This is a genomic window from Xenorhabdus sp. PB30.3 (assembly GCF_963895965.1).
GTDB lineage: Bacteria > Pseudomonadota > Gammaproteobacteria > Enterobacterales > Enterobacteriaceae > Xenorhabdus > Xenorhabdus stockiae.
The window spans coordinates 1-2,855 of record NZ_CAWQMW010000075.1; the positions used below are offsets into that span (position 1 = coordinate 1).

The window sequence follows — 2,855 nt, forward strand, 5'->3', positions numbered from 1 at the left end:
GCTTTCCATTAAACCCGCCAGACGAAATTGGGTTAACAATAGTTGGCAACGGGGTTCAGGCAGCCCCATTAATTTAGACACTTCAGAAACAGAAAACCACGTATGCAAAGGCACGGCATCTAAAACACAGGCGGCTGTTATTGTCATATCTTCATGTTTTAGCATGATAAATTTAACCCTCCGGGCAGTTTTTATGCATGAACACACATGTAACTCTGACCAAAGACAACAGCAAGTCTTATGTTTATTTCAGGCGTAAAAAAACCTTGCACGGAGCAAGGTTTAAGCTGCCGGGTATGAATAAGCCGGGTGACTTTGCTATCACGTTTATCACAATAGCACCGTTTTTACGATCGTAAAGCGTTATTTTTATAGGCCGTCACATCAGGGATATTGCACTAACGGGATGTCTTTATCCATGTCCAGTGCAATATCCAGCATCATTAACATCCCGTCAATCACGCCTTCGGCCTTTTGTAATCGCTTCCCGATGTGCGTATCCGAACAATGATGATCATGGGCGAGTTGCATAAAGGTTTTACCAAAGACGTAATAATCAAACAGCAGATCGTGCGCCTCACTCTGTTGCTGATTCAGTTTTGCCATGCAACTGGCGATAATCAGGGCATCATCATCACAACACTGTACGCGGGATTTCACCCGGTTCGGGATTAACCCTTTGAAGCCCGCCGCAATGGAGGACCAGTAAACCCCGTCACGATTATCCGCCGCCCATGCGCCCCAGCGCTCCATCACTAACTGAATATCACGCATTCATACCCTCCCCTGTGATCAAAGCGCCCTGTCAGCATAACGGCGTTGTTTTTGTTGAGTTTGTTGCGGCCGGCGGCACATTTCGGCTGCCGATATCTGATCAGTCGGCAGGTAATGACCGTGCCGGAATGCCTGATAAACTGTGCCGGTTTGCCCGTGACGGTTCTTCTCCAGAATAATTTCCGCGTATTGGCCGGCGGGACTGAATGGGTTATACACTCCATCTCGATACGTAAAAAGGATGCGATCCGCATCCTGCTCCAGTGAGCCGGAATCACGTAAGTCAGCTGCTATCGGGCGACGCTGATGCAGGGGGCGTTTATCCACGTCCCTTGAGAGCTGGCTCAAGGCCGTGACCGGGGTATGCAGCCGTTTCGCCAAGCCTTTCAGTGCCTTCGATATTTCTGCCACCGCTAAGTCATGACGGTCAGCCCGCGGTTTTCTAATCAACCCAAGGTAGTCGACGAAAATGCCCTTTAAGTTCGGGTGACGACGCTTATGGGTTTCACTGATAGCACAAATTTGTTCGACACTCAGATCGCTGGCATCCAGCACATGAATATCCCGGTCGATAAGCGAACCCAGTGCATTGCCAATACGCCCCCAGTCCTCATCATACAGTTCGCAGTTTCGGAGTTTAGACACCGGCATCGCCGCCGAACCTGCCACCATGCGCTCGGCAATTTGTTGCGCTGCCATTTCCATGGAAAACAACAACGCCCCGCCCCCGTTGCGGGTCATGCCTTCAATCATACACAGGGCCAGTTCCGTTTTTCCCATGCCCGGACGTCCGCCCAGTAAAATCAGGTCAGTCGGGTTAAATCCGCCGGTCAGTTCGTCCAGCGGCTCAATGCCTGTCAGGATCATGCCGGTCTTGCCCTGATTGCGCGCCTCCAGTGTTTCAACGTGCCTGTCCAGTAAGTCGCCGATGACCACAGGCTGTAAGCGACTCTCGCTCTGGGATATCCCGTTAAACCGGGAGGCAAATGCCTCAACCAGTGCTTCCGCTTGCGTGTGATTGCCACAGTCCTGGATCTCTTGCTGGTAGCGGTTAATCAGATCAGTGACCTGACGTACCCGCCAGTAACGCATGACTTTTTCCGCATAGCCCTTTAAATTGGCCCGCCAGACCGGCGTTTTGGCTAATTCCAGCAAGTTAGCCAGAATACCGCGTTCTTCGCCCATCGCATCCGCAATGAAAAAGGGATCGATAATCGCACTGCTCAGGGCCTGCTTTTTGATTTCGCCGTACACCCGGCGCAGATGAACGGAACTGAACGCCTCATCCGGTAACACCGCTAATACGTCGTAGGCATCCGGGGTCGCCCCACCGGATAACAAGCCACTGATAACGGCCATTTCCAAATCATAGACATTCATGCGATTTCCCTCCGGTAGCTTTCCCAGTCAAAGGCCAGTACCGTGCCGCCCTGAAGCACTCGGTCCAGCGTCCGGTCACCCAAAAACTGCGCCAGCTCAGTCACGGGCAAATTACTGATCAGAATGGTGGGCAGCAGATCTTCATAGCGATTATTCAGCACCTCAAACAGAATATGGCGTTCAGACTCGGTGCCGTACTGCACGCCGATTTCGTCAATCACCAGCAAATCCCGCTCGCTGTAAAATTTCAGGGTATCAAATTCACTCATTTCACCCTCGCTGTTCCATGAGCGACGAAATGCCCGGATGATGCGTGAGGCGGTGGTGATAAACACGGCTTCATCCCCGCCTGCGGCAATTTCCCGGCACAAAGCGACAGCAAGGTGGGTTTTGCCCGTGCCCTGACGCCCGCACAGGATCATGCCTTCCCCTGCCCGCTTGCGTTCCGCCCATGTCTGGACGTAGCCCTGACAGGTTTTCAGATTGGTTTCTGCCCTGTGGTTCTGTGGCTGGTAGGTGGCAAAGCTGGCCTGCGCAAAGCGGGGAACGATGTTCAATATTCCCGGTTCCGTTGTTTCCATCACGTCTGATGCTCCTTAAAGATTTTTTGTCCAGCTCGCGCCGTGTGATTCATAACACTTGTGCTCAAATCCGCTATGGGTGTTGACTTGGGGCTGCCGACCGGATTTCTGCTTGTCAGG

At 52.3% G+C, this 2,855-nt stretch carries 3 protein-coding genes; all 3 read right to left on the reverse strand.

Annotated features, from left to right (window positions below; translation table 11 throughout):
- Window positions 1–384: 384 nt before the first annotated feature.
- Genes AACX38_RS05490 through AACX38_RS05500 form a run of 3 tightly spaced genes read right to left on the reverse strand, consistent with a single transcriptional unit; the run spans window position 385 to window position 2,735 of the window.
- The gene (locus AACX38_RS05490) at window positions 385–774 is read right to left on the reverse strand and encodes an antiterminator Q family protein (protein WP_228865866.1); all 390 of its coding nucleotides are present in this window, start codon (window positions 772–774) and stop codon (window positions 385–387) included.
- Window positions 775–792: 18 nt separating this feature from the next.
- The gene (locus AACX38_RS05495; protein WP_228865867.1) at window positions 793–2,154 is read right to left on the reverse strand and encodes a replicative DNA helicase; all 1,362 of its coding nucleotides are present in this window, start codon (window positions 2,152–2,154) and stop codon (window positions 793–795) included.
- Window positions 2,151–2,735, reverse strand: coding sequence for an ATP-binding protein (locus tag AACX38_RS05500; RefSeq protein WP_228865868.1), 585 nt, complete (start codon window positions 2,733–2,735; stop codon window positions 2,151–2,153). The genes AACX38_RS05495 and AACX38_RS05500 overlap by 4 nt, the downstream gene beginning before the upstream one ends.
- Between the last annotated feature and the right edge of the window lie 120 nt (window positions 2,736–2,855).